The organism is Streptomyces sp. NPDC088387, from assembly GCF_044753385.1.
In the GTDB taxonomy this organism is placed as follows: domain Bacteria; phylum Actinomycetota; class Actinomycetes; order Streptomycetales; family Streptomycetaceae; genus Streptomyces.
Genome location: NZ_JBIVNC010000004.1, coordinates 538,441 through 554,775 on the forward strand (window position 1 = coordinate 538,441; position 16,335 = coordinate 554,775).

At 72.9% G+C, this 16,335-nt stretch carries 12 protein-coding genes and 1 pseudogene; 9 read left to right on the plus strand and 4 right to left on the minus strand.

What is annotated here, in order from left to right; all coding sequences use genetic code 11:
* Positions 1-3: 3 nt before the first annotated feature.
* The 3 genes from ACIQAC_RS13945 to ACIQAC_RS13955 all read right to left on the minus strand — a co-directional run bounded on the left by ACIQAC_RS13945 (position 4) and on the right by ACIQAC_RS13955 (position 3,831).
* Positions 4-828: an HAD family hydrolase gene (locus tag ACIQAC_RS13945; RefSeq protein ID WP_402190268.1), complete on the minus strand. Its 825-nt coding sequence runs from the start codon at positions 826-828 to the stop codon at positions 4-6.
* Between the two features lie 254 nt (positions 829-1,082).
* Positions 1,083-2,288, minus strand: a complete 1,206-nt coding sequence (locus tag ACIQAC_RS13950; RefSeq protein ID WP_402190270.1) for an FAD-dependent oxidoreductase — start codon at positions 2,286-2,288, stop codon at positions 1,083-1,085.
* Positions 2,289-2,391: 103 nt separating this feature from the next.
* Positions 2,392-3,831 (minus strand): ATP-grasp domain-containing protein, encoded by a 1,440-nt coding sequence (locus tag ACIQAC_RS13955; protein WP_402190273.1) that lies wholly within the window; start codon positions 3,829-3,831, stop codon positions 2,392-2,394.
* 200 nt (positions 3,832-4,031) lie between these two features.
* Between ACIQAC_RS13955 and fahA the strand changes: the two genes are divergently transcribed.
* The 8 genes from fahA to ACIQAC_RS13995 all read left to right on the plus strand — a co-directional run bounded on the left by fahA (position 4,032) and on the right by ACIQAC_RS13995 (position 13,817).
* Positions 4,032-5,243, plus strand: a complete 1,212-nt coding sequence (gene fahA / locus ACIQAC_RS13960) for a fumarylacetoacetase (protein ID WP_402190733.1) — start codon at positions 4,032-4,034, stop codon at positions 5,241-5,243.
* 276 nt (positions 5,244-5,519) lie between these two features.
* Positions 5,520-6,458: a M56 family metallopeptidase gene (locus ACIQAC_RS13965; protein ID WP_402190276.1), complete on the plus strand. Its 939-nt coding sequence runs from the start codon at positions 5,520-5,522 to the stop codon at positions 6,456-6,458.
* A gap of 412 nt (positions 6,459-6,870) precedes the next feature.
* Complete coding sequence (locus ACIQAC_RS13970; RefSeq protein WP_402190279.1) at positions 6,871-7,659, plus strand: GntR family transcriptional regulator; 789 nt, start codon at positions 6,871-6,873, stop codon at positions 7,657-7,659.
* A gap of 41 nt (positions 7,660-7,700) precedes the next feature.
* Positions 7,701-7,928 (plus strand): ferredoxin family protein, encoded by a 228-nt coding sequence (locus ACIQAC_RS13975; protein WP_010986276.1) that lies wholly within the window; start codon positions 7,701-7,703, stop codon positions 7,926-7,928.
* Between the two features lie 16 nt (positions 7,929-7,944).
* Complete coding sequence (locus tag ACIQAC_RS13980; RefSeq protein ID WP_402190282.1) at positions 7,945-9,291, plus strand: ABC transporter substrate-binding protein; 1,347 nt, start codon at positions 7,945-7,947, stop codon at positions 9,289-9,291.
* A 41-nt stretch (positions 9,292-9,332) separates the two neighbouring features.
* Positions 9,333-10,208 (plus strand): ABC transporter permease, encoded by an 876-nt coding sequence (locus ACIQAC_RS13985; RefSeq protein ID WP_402190736.1) that lies wholly within the window; start codon positions 9,333-9,335, stop codon positions 10,206-10,208.
* Positions 10,192-10,998: an ABC transporter ATP-binding protein gene (locus ACIQAC_RS13990; protein WP_402190285.1), complete on the plus strand. Its 807-nt coding sequence runs from the start codon at positions 10,192-10,194 to the stop codon at positions 10,996-10,998. Before ACIQAC_RS13985 ends, ACIQAC_RS13990 begins: the two co-directional genes overlap by 17 nt.
* 65 nt (positions 10,999-11,063) lie before the next feature.
* Complete coding sequence (locus tag ACIQAC_RS13995; RefSeq protein ID WP_402190288.1) at positions 11,064-13,817, plus strand: fumarate reductase/succinate dehydrogenase flavoprotein subunit; 2,754 nt, start codon at positions 11,064-11,066, stop codon at positions 13,815-13,817.
* 60 nt (positions 13,818-13,877) lie between these two features.
* Here the strand turns inward: ACIQAC_RS13995 and recQ are convergent, their stop codons facing one another.
* Entirely contained in the window at positions 13,878-15,965 is a 2,088-nt protein-coding gene (recQ, locus tag ACIQAC_RS14000) for a DNA helicase RecQ (protein WP_402190290.1), read from the minus strand.
* A gap of 200 nt (positions 15,966-16,165) precedes the next feature.
* On the opposite strand from recQ, the pseudogene ACIQAC_RS14005 reads away from it, so the two are divergent.
* Positions 16,166-16,312 (plus strand): annotated as a pseudogene (locus tag ACIQAC_RS14005) (Uma2 family endonuclease); the annotation flags it as partial.
* Positions 16,313-16,335 lie beyond the last annotated feature (23 nt).

Genomic DNA, 16,335 nt, shown 5'->3' on the forward strand with positions numbered 1-16,335 from the left:
TTCTCAGGGAAAGAGTCGTTCGAGGACGACGGCGATGCCGTCGTCCTCGTTCGACGTCGTGACCTCGTCGGCCACCGCCTTGAGTTCGGGGTGCGCGTTGGCCATCGCCACCCCGTGCGCCGCCCAGTCGAACATCGGGATGTCGTTGGGCATGTCCCCGAACGCGATGGTGTCCTCGGCCCGCACACCGAGCCGCCGGGCCGCCAGCGCGAGACCGGTCGCCTTGGTCACCCCGCATGGCTGGAGTTCGACCGTCCCCGGGCCCGACATGGTGACCGTGGCGAGCGAACCGACCACCGAGCGGGCCACCGACGCCAGCTCGTCGTCGGACAGCGAAGGATGGCGCAGCAGCACCTTGCTGATCGGCTCGGCCCACAGTTCGTCGCGCCACCCGACCCGCACCGCGGGCAGGGTCGGGTGCGGCATCAGATAGCCGGGCTCGATCAGCGTCAGCCCGTGCACCCCGTCCTGGTCGACCGCCGCGTACACCTGGCCGACCTCCGCCTCGATCTTGCCGATCGCGGTCTCGGCCAACTCCCGGTCCAGGGTGACCGACCAGAGCAGGCGGTCCCGGCCGGCGTCGTACAGCTGCGCGCCCTGTCCGCACACCGCGAGGCCGGTGCTGCCCAGCTCGGCGAGGAGCGGGCGGACCCGGGGCGCGGGCCGGCCGGTGACCACGAGATGCCGGGCCCCGGCCCGTGCCGACCGGGCGAGCGCGGCCAACGAGCGGTCGGAGAAGGTGTCGTCGCCGCGCAGCAGGGTCCCGTCCAGGTCGGTGGCGACAAGTGCGTACGTGGTGCGCGCGGCATATGCGGTGGGTGCGGCCATGATCAGAGAATACGGACATCGCGCGGCACCGACCCGGTGCGAACCGGACGTCGGCCGGGTTCCCCCGCGTCCCGTCCGCACCAGCCAACTCCCCTGTACCATTCGGCCCTTTGCCCGGACGGGCCCCGCGTCGGCCCGCGGGGCGCCGTGAGCGCGCGTTGAAAACGGATCCGGTTTTCACTCCCACGTGGGGTATGCGAACGCCCGGGGGTGGGTGTCGGCGCCCGAACCGGGTGCGCCCCGGGTGGGCCGGGTCAGCCGTGGGCCGCCGCGAGATGGTCCGCAAGGCGCGGCGAGGCGAACTCCGTACCGCAGACGAACCGCATCACCGGACCGTAGGAGGAGGCCGCGGGCAGGCCGGTGAAGTACAGGCCCGGGACGGAGGAGCGGAAGCCCGCGCCGAGTCGCGGGGTGCCGCGGCTGACCTCCAGACGGGTGCGCAGCTCCGGGCCGAGGAAGTCCATCGCGGCGAGGTCCACGCGGTATCCGGTGGCGGCGACGACATGGTCCGCGGTCAGTCGCTCCGGCCGGCCCTCGTGGGTACGGACCGTCAGCGCCGTGCGGCCGCCGTCCGGTTCGGCGCGCTCCACGCCCGCGACCTCGCTGACCCGGACCCGGCCCTCGAACCGCTCGCGCAGCCACCACGCGCCGAGCGGGCCGAGGACCCGGCGTACGAGGTGGTGGCGCAGCCCGGCCGGGAGACGGCGGTAGGGGTGCGGGTAGTAGGTGAGCGCGTACAGCGACCAGGCCCGGCCGAACGGCGACCGCGGGCGCAGCCCGGGCTGCCGCCACGGGGGCGCCCCGAAGGCGACGGAGCCGCGGCCGCGGGCCACCACCCGTACGTCGGCGCCGGCCTCCGCCGCGAGCACGGCCGTCTCCAGGGCGGACTGTCCGGCGCCCACGACGATCAGTTCCCGGCCGGCGTAGCGGCTCAGGTCGTGGTGCTGGGAGCTGTGCGAGACGGGGGCCGCGGGGCCCGGTCCGTCGGGTACGGCGGCGGCCAGCTCGGGCGGGAGATGGGCGAGCCCGGAGAGCCCGGTGGCGACGACGACGGCCCGCGCGGTGAACAACTCGCCCGAGTCGAGCTTGAGTTCGAAGCCGGCGCCCGGGGTGCGGTGGTCCACGGAGACGACGCGGACCTGCTCCAGTCCGGGGACGAGCCGCTTGCGGAACCAGTCGCCGTACGCGACGAAGGTCTCGACCGGCACGATGTCCTCGTCGGTGACCAGCCGGGGGATTCCGGCCGCGGCGCAGTAGTCGGCGAGGGTGTGGCCGGGCTGCGGGGCGTCGAGGCTGGACGCGGCCGGGGTGGACTTGAGGAGCATGCCGGCGGGCATGTGGTCGCGCCAGCTGACCATCGGCTCGCCGAACACCCGGACGGGTATGCCGCGGGCGCGCAGATGGGCGGCGGTGGACAGACCGAAGGGGCCTGCGCCGACGATGGCGACGGGTTGCAGCATGTGCGGGTGCCTCCCCAGGACATGTGGCGGGTGAGCTCGGTACGTGGTGGGCGGGGGCGCCGGCGCCCAGCGGTCGGGGCGGCGTCAGCGGTCGGGGGCGGCGTCAGCGGTCCGGGCGGTGGGGGCGGCCGGGGCGGTGGGGGCGGCCGGTGCGTGGGGTGCGATCGGTGCGATCGGTGCGGCCGGTGCGTTGGGGCTGGTCGGCGCGACCGGTGCCGTCGGAGTGCTGGGTGCGTTGGGGCTGGTCGGCGCGACCGGTGCCGTCGGAGTGCTGGGTGCGTTGGGGCTGGTCGGCGCGGTGGGTGCGCCAGAGCTGGGCGAGGTGTTTCGCGCCGGGGCGGACGAGGCGCGCGAGCATGGTGACGAAGGGCAGCGGGTCGTCGCCCGCCAGCCAGGCCAGCTCGGTGCCGCTCGCCCGGTGCGGCGCGTGCGGCGTCGTACAGCCGCTGCGGCGGTAGGCGAGGAGCGCGGGCAGGTCGATGTTCTCCACGACATAGCGGCGGCCCGCGCGCTGTTCGCCCTCCGGGACCGGGCGGCCGGTCAGGTCCAGGTGGAGCGCGCGGACGACGTCGATACCCGACTCGCTCTCGAAGAGCCGGAACTGCGCGCCCGTACGGGGGTTGAAGTCGAGCAGCTTGTACTGACCGTCGCGCCGGTCGAAGCGCAGGTCGAGGTCGATGACGCCGGTGAAGCCGAGTTGTTTGACAAAACGTGCGGCGAGGTCGGCGAGTTCCGGGTTGTCGACGACGTAGGCGTGCGCCGTCATTCCCGCGTGCGGTGGCCACGAGCGGACCTTCACTCCCGTGAAGAGCGCGAGCGGGGTGGTGTCGGCGGCGCAGTAGGCGTGCACGATCCAGTCCTCGGCCGACTCGCGCGGCAGATACTCCTGGAGGACCACTCCCGGATCGCCGCCGGGCGCGCCCCAGCCGCGGGCGAGCGCGAGCAGTCCGTCGCGGGTGGTGATACGGGTGGTGCCGTGCACGGCGGGCCGGGTGCGCCGGACGAACGCCTCGCGGTTCTTCGCCACCACCGGGAAACGGGCCCGGTCGGCGAAGGCGACGATCTCGTCGTACGACACCGGAACGACCGTCTCCGGACTGGCGAGACCGTGTTCGACGCAGAGTTCGTGCAGCCCCTGCTTGCTGGCCAGGCGGCGCGGCAGCGCGGGGTCGACGGGCGGGGCGAGGAAGTGTCCGGCCAGGTCGGCGCGGTGCTCGGCGATCAGGACCGCCGCCTCCTCGTCGGTCGGGATCAGCACGGCCGGGCGCCCGATCCGGCGGCCGATCCGCAGCAGGCCCTCCACGAGCCGGCCCGGTTCCTCGGTGCCCGTGGTCGGCCAGACGAACGCCCGCGTCAGATAGCGGGAGGCGGCGGCGGGCGTGTACGGGTCCTCGGTGATGGCGTACATCGGGACGCCGAGCCGCCCCAGACTGCGGATGGCGCCGACCCCGCCGTGATGCAGCGGGTAGTCGCCGAACTTCACGATCAGGCCCGGCACGTCACGGTCGACGTCCACGGGCACACCACAGGTGCGCTTGGCCACGGGTCCCCCCACGTGTCCCCCTGCGGACCGGATGCTTCCCGTCCGCCCCCGCAAAGGAAGCTAAGCCGGAATCGCCGCCTCCGACCGTGAGTTTTCAGGACATTGCGAACTCTTTAGGCCTTCTAGACCTTGCCGTCGAAAGCCCGACCCCAGCCGTAACGTGTGGCGCAGCCACCCACACGAGAGTGAGGCAGAACCACATGCCCCCGTTCGACGTCCCCGAGGGCGACCCCTTCGGCCCTCACAACCTTCCGTACGGTGTCTTCTCCGCCGCCGGTTCGCGGGAGCGGACCGTCGGCGTCCGGATCGGCGACCACGTGCTCGACGCCGGCGCCGCGGCCCTCGCCCTCGGCTCCCCCTACGCCGCCCTGCTGGCGCGCCCGAGCCTCGACCCGCTGCTGGCGGCGGGCCGTACGGCCTGGTCCGACGTGCGGCGCGCGCTCACGGCGTGGGTGACGGTGCCCTCGCACCGGGAGGTGGTCGAGCCGCTGACCCACCCGCTGTCGTCGGTGACCCTGCACCTTCCCTTCGCGGTCGCGGACTACGTCGACTTCTACTCGTCCGAGCACCACGCCCGTAACGTCGGGCGGATCTTCCGCCCCGACGCGGCCGACTCCCTCACGCCGAACTGGAAGCACCTGCCGATCGGTTACCACGGCCGCTCGGGCACGGTCGTGGTCTCCGGCACGGATGTCGTACGGCCGTCCGGGCAGCGCAAGGCCCCCGCCGACCCGGCGCCGGTCTTCGGCCCCTCCGTGCGGCTGGACATCGAGGCCGAGATCGGCTTCGTCGTGGGCGCGCCGACCGACCTGGGCACACCGGTCCCGCTCACCGACTTCCGGGACCACGTCTTCGGGCTCTGCCTGCTCAACGACTGGTCGGCGCGCGACATCCAGGCCTGGGAGTACGTCCCCCTGGGCCCGTTCCTCGGCAAGTCGTTCGCCACGTCGGTGTCGGCGTGGATCACCCCGCTCGACGCGCTGGAGGACGCCCGCGTGGCACCGCCGGAGCGGACACACCCGCTGCTGCCCTACCTCGACGACACCGGGGAGGAGCCCGGCGGTTACGACCTGCGGCTCTCCGTCGCCGTCAACGGCCATGTCGTCTCCGAGCCGCCCGCCGCCACCCTGTACTGGACGGCCGCGCAGCAGTTGGCCCACCTGACCGTGGGCGGCGCCTCCCTGCGCACCGGCGACCTCTACGGCTCGGGCACGGTGAGCGGACCGGGCGAGCGGGAGCGCGGCTCGCTGCTGGAGCTGACCTGGAACGGCCGGGATCCGCTCGAACTGCCGGGCGGCGAGCGGACGTTCCTGGAGGACGGGGATGTGGTGACACTCACGGGGTGGGCACCTGGACCCGGGGGCGTGCGGGTGGGCCTGGGGGAGGTCGCGGGGAGGGTTTTGGGACGGTGACGGCCGCTTTACGGGGTGGTCGGGGGCGGGTCCGGGCCGCCGGCCGGAGGGGCGTGACGGAAGAGGTGGGTGTGAAGGGCGGCATCAACGGCTGACTCCGGGTGCCCGGGGCCGTCATACTGGCGGCGGGCGCCTGTGCATGCCCATGCCCGTGCCCGGCATGCCGGGTGAGCGGTGCACCGCCCGACCCCGTCCCACTGAGCCCACTGAGCCCACTGAGCGCTACCGAGCCCCACCGGGCTGCCCGCACACCGACCAGGATCCGGAGCCCCTGGGATGACCGTCACCCTGCTCCTGCTGAGCGTCGTCGCCCTGATGGCCGCCGTGCCGACCCCTCGTGCGCTGACCCGGGCCGAGTGGCCCGACCGGGAACCGGTGGTCGGGCTGTGGGTGTGGCAGTGCCTGGTCGCGACCGTACTGCTGTGCTGTCTGACCGCGCTGGTCCTGGGCGCGGCGGCGGTCTTCCAGACCGTACGGGACCAGGTCTTCGCGCCGGCGCCGCCGGCCGTCACCGCCGCGTACGACCTGTCGGCCGCGCCGGTCTGGGCGGTGGGCCTCACGGTGCTCCTCGCGGGTGGTGCCGCCTGGACGACGGCGATGCTGGCTCGTGAGCTGGTGGAGGTGCGGCGGCGGCGCGGGACGACCCGTGCGCATCTGCGGGAGCGGGCTCCCGAGCTGCCGGCCGGGCTGCCTCGGTCGCGCGGGCCGCTGCTGGTCCTTGAGGACGACTACCCCGACGCGTGGTGGCTGCCGGGGCATCCGGCCCAGCTCGTGGTGACCACCGGTGCCCTGCACAAGCTCACCGACCACCAGCTGGACGCCGTCCTCACGCACGAGCGGGGGCATGCCCGCGCCCACCACGACTGGCTGCTCCATCTCTCCACGGCGCTGGCCACCGGGTTTCCGCGGGTGCCGCTGTTCTCGCACTTCTGCGACCAGACGCGACGGCTTGTCGAACTCGCCGCCGATGACACCGCCTCGCGGCGGTGTGGCCATCTGACCACGGCACTCGCGCTGATCGAGCTCAACCAGCACCGCGGTGTGCTGTCCTGCGCGTCCACTCACCGCCTCCTCGGCGAGCGTGTCGACCGCCTCCTCGAACCAAAACCCCGCCTGAACCCCCGCCACCGAGCCCTGACCACCACGGCAGCGACATTGATCCCCCTACTCCCCCTCCTGATCACCTTCCTCCCAGGAATCACAGCCCTGGGCTGACGGAACCGCGGGGGCATTGCGCAACGGGGCGCCGCAAGGCTTTGCCTTTAAGGGGCGCGGGGAACTGCGCGACCAGCCCCCACCGCCCCGCGGCCGAACAACAACCCTTCAAGGGGCGCGGGGAACTGCGCGAATGCCCCCCACCGGCCCGCGGCCGAGTGACGGCCTTTTCAGGGGCGCGGGGAACTGCGCGAACGCCCCCACCGGCCGGCACCGGAGACCGCGCCCCGCGCAGCGCAGCGCAGCGCAGCGCAGCGCAGCGCAGCGCAGCGCAGCGCAGCGCAGCGGCAAGGTGGCAGATCTTGGGGCGCCAGCGCCAGAAACCCAGGTCACCCCGCCCCCCGCCGAAGGCTCCGGTGGCGCAACATTCCCGCAACACGGCGTTCCCGACCAGATCGGTATGGTTCCAGCCATGCCCCCCACCGACCGCATCCGAGACCACGCCGGCCAGGGCGCGACCACCGTCGCAGCCCATCGCGCCCGGCGCCGGCTGCGCGCCGACCGGGCCCGGCAACTCGCCGACCTCATCCGCCACCAACTCCTCGCCGGCACCTTCCCCGACGGCGTCCTCCCCCACGAGACCACCCTCGCGGGCGACTACCGCGCATCCCGCAACACCGTCCGCGAAGCACTCGACCTGCTCCGCGCGGAGGGCCTGGTGGACCGGCTGCCCGGCGTCGGCACGGTCGTCGTGGGCCAGAAGTACCCACACGGCCTCGACCGGCTGATGGGCCTCGCGGAGACCCTGCGCGAACACGGCCGGGTCACCAACGAGGTCCGCACCCTGGGCCCCGTACCGGCCCCCGCCCCCGTCGCCGACCGCCTGCGCGTCCCACCCGGCGCCGACGTCCTCTACTTCGAGCGGCTGCGCCGCCTGGACGGCGTACCCCTCTCGCTCGACCTCACCTACCTCCCCCTCGACATCGGCACCGAACTCCTCGGCTCCGACCTGGAGAACACGGACGTCTTCCGCCTCCTGGAGGCCACCACCGGCAGCCGGCTCGGCCACGCCGAGATCACCCTGGAGGCGGTGAACGCCGACGCGCACTCCGCCGCCGTACTGGAGACCCCGCGCGGCGCCGCCCTGCTGATGCTCGAACGCCTGACCCATCTCTCCGACGGCCGCCCGGTCGACCTGGAGTTCATCCGGTTCCGCGGCGACCGGATCACGATGAGCGGCCTGCTGCACAGGTCCCTGTAGATCCCGTAGCCCCTCCGTTCCGCACCTTCCTGGAGACAGCCATGCCCTTGGCGCCCCAGCGGGCCGACGTGCCCGTGACCATCGACGAGTCGAAGTGCATCGACGGCTGCACGCTCTGTGTGGACATGTGCCCGCTGGACTCCCTGGCGATCGACGAGAGCAACGGCAAGGCGTACATGCACGTCGACGAGTGCTGGTACTGCGGCCCGTGCGCGGCCCGCTGCCCCACCGGGGCGGTCACCGTCAACATGCCCTACCTGCTTCGGTGAGAGGCCCGGATCACTCATGAAACGCACGGCACTCGCCACCCTGGCCGCCTCCTCCCTGCTGCTCACCCTGTCCGGCTGCGGCGGTGACGCGCGGGCCGGCGACGGCTCCACGGTCACCGTGACCGTCGGCTACCAGTCCAAGACCATCAACACCGTCACCGCCGGCACCCTGCTGCGCTCCCTCGGCTACTTCGAGAAGCAGCTCAACTCCCTCGGCGACGGCATCACCTACAAGGTCGACTGGCAGGACTACGCCACCGGCGCCCCCATCACCGCCCAGATGACGGCGGGGAAGATCGACATCGGCTCGATGGGCGACTTCCCCCTCCTCATCAACGCGGCCCGCGGCAAGCAGCTCAATCAGCCCACCCACCTCGTCTCCGTCACCGGCTACAACCCCGCCGGCGGCCTCAACACCGTCGTCACCGCCCCGGACTCCTCACTCGCCTCCCTCACGGAGCTCAAGGGCAAGAAGGTCTCCACCAGCGTCGGTTCGGCCGCCGACGGCACCCTCGTACGCGCCCTCCAGGAGGCCGGGCTCGACCCCGCGAAGGACATCGAGAAGCTCAACCAGGAGCCCTCGGTCGGCGCATCGGCCCTGTCGACCGGCTCCACCGACGCGCTCTCCCAGTTCGTCGCCTGGCCCGGCCTGCTCGCCTTCCAGGACAAGGCCAAGGTGCTCTACGACGGTGCCGCCCTCGACCTGCCCACCTTCCACGGCGTCACCGCCCGCGAGGACTTCGCGAAGCGGCGCCCCGCCGTACTGGAGGCGTTCCTCAAGGCCCAGGCGCAGGCCACCGACTACCTCAACGACCACCCGGTGACCGCCGCCGAGCAGGTCGCCGACGCCACCGGTCTGCCGCCCGAGGTCGTCTACCTCTACAACGGCGCCCACGGCATCGCCACCTTCGACCCCACCCTCAAGCCCAGCCTCGTCTCGGCGCTGAAGAAGGACGTGGAGGTCCTGAAGTCGGCGGACCTCACCGGCGACGTGGACGTGGACGGCTTCGTCGACGACCAGTACGTCAAGAAGGCCCTCGGCACCTCGTACACCGAGCAGCTGACCGCCGCCCCCGCACCCGCGGCCGGCGAGGTCTGGCTGAGGGGATCCGGGAAGACGACCGCCTTCAAGTCCCCCGCCGAACTGCTGCGTTACGTCGCCGAGCACCGCTCCGACGTCCGCGCGGCCTATGTCCCCGACACCACCACCGGCACCACCTGGTTCGCCGACAAGGCGGTGTGGGTGGCCGACGGCGGCCAACTGCTGCCGTTCACCGCACCGGACACCGCGCGGGCCTACGTCGACGGCCACGGCGGCGCGCGCGTCGTCACGTACGCCGAGGCTCTGGAGCGGGCGTCGTGAGCGGCGACGCGGGCGGGGCGAAACGGGGGCGTGGCCGGCGGTTGGGCCCGTACGCGCTGCGGCTCGGCTCGCTGGCCGCCGCCCTCGGCCTCTGGCAGCTGCTGACCAGCCAGGACATCGATGTGTGGCTGCGGTTCTCGCAGTTCCCCACGGTCACCGACGTGGCCCGCGCGTTCGGCGACCGGCTGTCCGGGGCCGTCTACTGGACCGACCTCACCGACAGCCTCACCCGGATCCTCTCCGGCTTCCTCCTCGCCGCCGTCCTCGGGGTGGCGACCGGCGTGCTCGTCGCCCGGTCCCGGCTCGCCGAGAACCTGCTCGGCCCGCTGCTGGAGGTGATCCGCCCGATCCCGGCGATCGCCCTCGTGCCCGTGGCGATCCTGCTGTTCCCCTCCAACGAACAGGGCATCGTCTTCATCACCTTCACCGCCGCCTTCTTCCCGGTCCTGGTCTCCACCCGGCACTCGGTCCGCGCGCTGACCCCGGTGTGGGAGGAGGCGGTGCGGACCATGGGCGGCGGCCGGTGGCGGGTCCTCGGCTCGGTCGTCCTGCCGGGCGCGCTGCCCGGCATCTTCGGCGGCCTGTCGGTCGGCATCGGCGTCTCGTGGATCTGTGTGATCTCGGCGGAGATGATCTCCGGCCAGTACGGCGTCGGTTACCGCACCTGGCAGGACTACACGGTCGTCGACTACCCCGGCGTCTTCGTCGGCATGGTCACCATCGGCGTACTCGGCTGGCTGACCTCCACGGCCGTGGAACTCCTCGGCCGCCGTCTCACCCACTGGCTGCCACGCACCTCCTACGTCCCCGGACCGCGCCCGCGTCCCGCCCGGCCGGTCACGTCCGCGTCCCGCGAGGCCCCGGCCGGCCGCCCGTTGTCCCACGCCCAGGAGGCCCGCGATGAGCACCTTGTCTGAGACCGGCGCCGGCGCGGAGACCGTCGAGGAGCGGGGTGCCGCTCCGGTGGCGCCCGTGCGCGGCACCCGGCTCACCCTGCGCGGCGCCACCCTCGGGCGGCCCGGCGCCGTTGTGCTCACCGGTGTCGACCTGGATGTCGCGGCGGGCGAGACCGTGACCGTCGTCGGCCCGTCCGGCTGCGGCAAGTCGACCCTGCTGCGCACCCTGGCCGGACTGCTGCCGCCGCTCGCCGGCGGGATCACCCAGGACGGCCTGCCCCTGCACGGGCCGTCCGCCGAACGCGCCCTGGTCTTCCAGGAGGACGCCCTGCTGCCCTGGCGCACCCTGCGCGCCAACGTCGAACTCCCGCTCGCCATCCGCAAGGTGCCCCGCGCCGAACGCCGCGCCCAGGCCGGCTCCTGGCTGGAGCGCGTCGGACTCACCGGCCACGCCACGCAGTTGCCGCACCGCGTCTCCGGCGGACAGCGCCAGCGCGCCCAGCTCGCCCGCGCCCTCGCGGGACGGCCCCGTGCCGTGCTCATGGACGAGCCGTTCGGCGCGCTCGACGCCCAGACCCGGGCCGGCATGCAGGACCTGCTGGTCGACGTGTTGCAGGGCACCGGCGCGACCGTCGTCTTCGTCACCCACGACGTCGACGAGGCGCTGTTCCTCGGCGACCGGGTCGCCCTGCTCGGCTCCGGCGGCGCCGTCTCCGTACGCGAGGTGCCCCGGCCGCGCGACCGGTCGGCGCACGACGCCCCGGACCGGCAGGCGCTGCGGCGCGACGTCCTCACTTCCCTCGGTTCCTGAACTCCTCCCAGTTCCTGAACTCCTCCCGGTTCCCGAACTCCTTCCGGTTCCTGAAAGGCCCTCTGGTGGACGCTCTGGTGGAGATCCCCGCCCTCACCGACGCCGAAGAACTCTCCTGCGACGTCCTCGTCATCGGCGGCGGCACGGCCGGCACCATGGCCGCGCTGACCGCGGCGGAGCACGGCGCGAACGTACTGCTGCTGGAGAAGGCGCACGTCCGGCACTCCGGCGCCCTCGCCATGGGCATGGACGGCGTCAACAACGCGGTCATCCCCGGCCGCGCCGAACCCGACGACTACGTCGCCGAGATCACCCGCGCCAACGACGGCATCGTCGACCAGTCCACCGTCCGCCAGACCGCCACCCGCGGCTTCGACATGGTGCGCCGTCTGGAGTCGTACGGCGTGAAGTTCGAGAAGGACGAGCACGGCGAGTACGCGGTCCGCCAGGTCCACCGCTCCGGCTCCTACGTCCTGCCCATGCCGGAGGGCAAGGACGTCAAGAAGGTCCTGTACCGGCAGCTGCGGCGGCGCGAGATGCGGGAGAGGATCCGCATCGAGAACCGGGTCATGCCGGTACGGGTGCTGACCGCCGAGGGGCGGGCCGTGGGCGCGGCGGGCTTCAACACCCGCACCGGACAGTTCGTCACCGTCCGCGCGGGCGCGGTGATCCTCGCGACCGGCGCCTGCGGCCGCCTCGGCCTGCCCGCCTCCGGCTACCTCTACGGCACCTACGAGAACCCCACCAACGCGGGCGACGGCTACGCCATGGCCTACCACGCGGGCGCCGAACTCACCGGCATCGAGTGCTTCCAGATCAACCCGCTGATCAAGGACTACAACGGCCCGGCCTGCGCCTACGTCGCCAATCCCTTCGGCGGCTACCAGGTCAACCGGCACGGCGAACGATTCGTCGACTCCGACTACTGGTCCGGCCAGATGATGGCCGAGTTCGCCGCCGAGATCGCCGGCGACCGGGGCCCCGTCTACCTCAAGCTGAGCCACCTCCCCGAGGAGTCGATCTCGGCCCTGGAGTCGATCCTGCACTCCACCGAGCGGCCCACCCGCGGCACCTTCCACGCGGGCCGCGGCCACGACTACCGCACCCACGACGTCGAGATGCACATCTCCGAGATCGGCCTGTGCGGCGGCCACTCCGCCTCCGGCGTCCGCGTCGACGACCGGGCCCGCACCACCGTGCCCCGCCTCTACGCCGCCGGTGACCTGGCCTGCGTCCCGCACAACTACATGATCGGCGCGTTCGTCTTCGGCGACCTCGCGGGCGCGGACGCCTCGCAGTACACCCCGTACACCGGCGAACTGCCGGCCGGCCAGCTGCGCGACGCGCACGAGCTGGTCTACCGTCCGCTGCGCAACCCGGACGGCCCGCCGCAGACCCAGGTCGAGTACAAACTGCGCCGCTTCGTGAACGACTACGTGACCCCGCCCAAGTCCGGTGCCCGGCTCTCCCTGGCCCTGGAGGCCTTCGAGCGGATGCGCACCGACATCGCGGAGATGGGCGGCGTCACCCCGCACGAGCTGATGCGCTGCGCGGAGGTCAGCTTCATCCGCGACTGCGCGGAGATGGCCGCCCGTGCCTCCCTGGCCCGCACGGAGTCCCGCTGGGGCCTCTACCACGACCGCGTCGACCACCCTCAGCGCGACGACGCCTCCTGGTTCCACCACCTCGATCTGCACAAGTCCCCCTCTGGTGCGATGGAGTTCACGGCCCGTCCCGTGGCCCCCTATCTCGTCCCGGTCGACGGCTTCACCCCGACCGGCGGCTCCTCCCGCCACCTCGGCGAGGTCCACGCCGAGCAGGTCGCGACGGCCGGCGCCCGCGAACTGGCCCCCGTGGCCATGGGCCGGACACTCCCCTCGGCGGCCACGGCCACCGGCCCCGACGCCCCCGAACCGGTCTCCCCCCGGCTCCTCGGACTCCTCTCCCTCGCCGAGTCCGAGTCCCCGCCCGAACTCCCCGCCATCGAGCCCTACCTGACCGACCCCGAGCCCTCGGTCCGCCGCACGGCCGTCACCGTCCTGACGGAGACCCTCCCGCCCGGCACCGGCCCGGCACTCGCCACCGCCCTCTCCGACCCCGACCCCGGCGTCCGGGCCGCCGCGGCCGCGTCCCTGCGCGAACTCGTCGAGACGCTGCCGCCCCAGCCCGCCCTGCGCGACCGCCTCGCCGAGGCCGTCACCACGGGCGCCGACCCCGTCGTCCGCGCCACGGCCCTGGACGTGCTGCGCGCCCTGCGCGTCGGCGACACCGGCCTGTTCACGACCGGCCTCGCCGATCCCGACCCGGCCGTCCGTATCGAGGCCGCCCGCGCCCTGGTCTCCCTCGACGCGGTCACCCCGCTGGCCCGCGCGGCCACCACGGACCCGTCCCGCGAGGTGCGGGTGACGCTGGCGAAGTCGCTGGGCACGGTGGGTGCGGGCGCGACGAACCGGGACGAGTCCCTCGGCGCCCTGACCGGCCTCACCCACGACACCGACGCGCTGGTGCGGGCCGCCGCCTACGCGGCCCTGGCCGCCACCGGCTGCCCGGAACCGCTGGCCGCGCGGGCGGTCGCCGCACAGTCCGACGGGGCCTGGCAGGTCCGGGCCGGCGCCGCCACCGCGCTGTCGGCCGCCGCGCCCGACCTCGCCGTACCCGCCCTCGCCAAGGCCGTCGCCGACCCCAACGCCGACGTCCGCAAGGCCGCGGTCCTGGCCCTGACCGCCCACGCCGGCACGGTGGAGGCACGGGCGGCCCTGGCCACGGCGACGACGGACACGGACGCGGATGTCAGGGCGTACGCGTCACGGGCGTTGTGACGACCGGTCGGCCACGGGGGGGGCGGCAACTGAGGGCCGGCGACCTAGGGCCGGCGGCGCCTACATCCAGTCGTCCGGCTCCGGCTCGACCTCGCCCTCGGGCCAGAAGTCGCCGTGCGCGGAGCCGGACCCGGCTCTGGGGCTGGTTGCCTTGGGAGCCGCACCCGGGCCCGCTCCCGCAGCCGGGCCCGCGACGGCCCCCGGACCACCGTCCCCCGCGACCGCGCCCGCGCCCGCGCTTGCGTCCTCCCCGGCAGAGACGTCCGGCGGCCCCCCGAGCCCCGCCAGCACCCCGACCACACCCTCCCCGTACGTCGCCAGCTTCTTCTCGCCGACGCCGCTGATGCCGCCGAGCTCCGCCACCGACGCCGGCCACACCGTGGCGATCTCCCGCAGGGTGGCGTCGTGGAAGATCACGTACGCCGGGACGCCCTGCTCGCGGGCCTGTTCGGCGCGCCAGGCGCGCAGCGCCTCGAAGGCGGGAAGCAGCGCGTCGGGCAGCTCCACCGCGGCGGCCTTCGCCTTGCGGTCGCCGCGCGAGCCGGACGACGTCCGCGCCGCCGGTGCCTTCTTGGGCTCCTTGCGCAGCGGCACCTCCCGCTCGCGCCCCAGTACCGAGCCGCTGTCCTCGGTCAGCACCAGCGTGCCGTAGTCCCCCTCGACCGCGAGGAGTCCCTGGGCCAGCAACTGGCGCACCACACCGCGCCATTCGCCCTCGGCCAGCTCCTCGCCGATGCCGAACACCGAGAGCTGGTCGTGGTCGAACTGGATGACCTTGGCGGTCCGCTTGCCCAGCAGGATGTCCACGATCTGCACGGCGCCGAACTTCTGCTTGCGCTCGCGCTGGAGCCGCACCACCGTGGAGAGCACCTTCTGTGCCGCCACCGTGCCGTCCCAGGTCTCGGGCGGGGTGAGGCAGGTGTCGCAGTTGCCGCAGCCCTTCGGATCGGGTTCCTGGCCGAAGTAGGCGAGCAGTTGTCCCCGGCGGCACCGGGCCGTCTCGCACAGGGCGAGCATGGAGTCCAGATGGGACTGGGCGCGTCGCTGGAACGCCTCGTCGCCCTCGCCGGACTGGATCAGCTTGCGCTGCTGGATGACGTCGTTGAGCCCGTAGGCCATCCAGGCCGTGGAGGGCAGTCCGTCGCGGCCCGCGCGGCCCGTCTCCTGGTAGTAGCCCTCGACCGACTTCGGCAGGTCGAGGTGGGCGACGAAGCGGACGTCCGGTTTGTCGATGCCCATGCCGAAGGCGATGGTCGCCACGACGACCAACCCGTCCTCGCGCAGGAACCGCGACTGGTGGGCCGCGCGCGTGCCCGAGTCGAGGCCCGCGTGGTACGGCACCGCCTCGACGCCGTTGCGGGAGAGGAACTCGGCGGTCTTCTCCACGGAGTTGCGCGAGAGGCAGTAGACGATGCCCGCGTCGCCCGGGTGCTCCTCGCGCAGGAAGCTCAGCAGCTGCTTCTTGGGGTCGGCCTTCGGCACGATGCGGTACTGGATGTTGGGCCGGTCGAAGCTGGCCTCGAAGTGCCGGGCCCGCGGCATGTTCAGCCGCTGGGTGATCTCCTTGTGCGTGGCGTGCGTGGCGGTGGCCGTCAGCGCGATCCGGGGCACGTCCGGCCAGCGTTCGCCCAGCACCGACAGGGTCAGGTAGTCGGGGCGGAAGTCGTGCCCCCACTGCGACACGCAGTGCGCCTCGTCGATGGCGAAGACGGAGATCCTGCCGCGCGAGAGCAGGTCGAGCGAGCTGTCCAGCCGCAGTCGCTCCGGAGCCATGTACAGCAGGTCCAGCTCGCCGGCGAGGAACTCGGCCTCGACCGTCCGCCGCTCGTCGAAGTCCTGTGAGGAGTTGACGAACCCGGCCCGCACGCCGAGCGCCCGCAGCGCGTCCACCTGGTCCTGCATGAGCGCGATCAGTGGCGAGACGACAATGCCCGTACCCGGCCTGACCAGGGCGGGGATCTGATAGCAGAGCGACTTGCCGCCGCCGGTCGGCATCAGCACCACGGCGTCGCCGCCGGCCACCACATGCTCGATCACGGCTTCCTGCTCGCCCCGGAAGTCGTCGTACCCGAAGATCTTGTGGAGCGTTGTGAGCGCTTCGCTCCCGGCTACCGCCGCCATACCAATGATCCCGCCCGTCCCACCCATCGCCGTGCCCCCGTACGTCGCGCTTCGACCACTGCCTCAACGATAGGTGCCAGGACTGACACCCTCGGAGTTATCCACAGGCGGATCCCGCCGTCCCTGGTCAACGACACGATCATCGGTCACACGTTCGCGGGAGGCCTGCCGGTTTGCGGCCGATAGTCTGATTGCACCCACGAGACTCCGTCGCATGGGAGCACTCCGTCCACGCCTTAGAGCTGGAGCCCACGACCCGCGCGTACACCAGCGTCGGTATCTTCCGCGAGCGCCTGAAAATGGACGTTCCCTTCCCCGTGGACCTGGACCTCACCCAGATCCGGGCGCGCAGGGCCAAGGCAGAAGACCAGTAGACCTCCCCCAAGACAAGGCCGCC